Source organism: Streptococcus mitis (assembly GCF_003942795.1).
Taxonomy (GTDB): domain Bacteria; phylum Bacillota; class Bacilli; order Lactobacillales; family Streptococcaceae; genus Streptococcus; species Streptococcus mitis_BJ.
Map to the genome: position 1 here is coordinate 1 of NZ_RJNY01000062.1, position 602 is coordinate 602.

A 602-nucleotide genomic window follows, 5' to 3' on the forward strand; every position below is an offset into this window, starting at 1 on the left:
GTTTTGGAACTGCATGGGAGAGAATAGAGCCCGATATAAAAACAAATGGGAATAATACAATCAGATACGATAATAGAAAAGGAAAAATTAGATTTGGAAGAACTGGAGAGCAAACCATAACAGTAAGTGCAAAGGATAAAGTTACTAATCTCAAGTGTTTTGGAACTGCATGGGAGAGAATAGAGCCCGATATAAAAACAAATGGGAATAATACAATCAGATACGATAATAGAAAAGGAAAAATTAGATTTGGAAGAACTGGAGAGCAAACCATAACAGTAAGTGCAAAGGATAAAGTTACTAATCTCAAGTATGAAGGTGATTTTACTTTTAGGATAAAATCATCTGAGGAGTATGAGATAAAACCTGAACAATTACAACAGTCCTTGATTAGATTGCCAATTACCGGAACTCCAAATTTTTCTCCAGATATTAAAGTTTTAATAAATGAAATTAATGAGTTATTTAAGACCTATTACAGTATTATTCCTGTTATTTCTTATAGAACACTTATTGAACTGACTGTTAATGATATATTAAATAACATTGAAGAAGAAAAGAAAACAGATTTATCAAAGAACTATAATAAAGTTATTTCAATG

1 pseudogene is annotated in these 602 nt (G+C 30.1%); it reads left to right on the forward strand.

The window, feature by feature from the left end:
• Window positions 1-602, forward strand: a pseudogene (locus D8847_RS10680) (hypothetical protein); the annotation flags it as partial.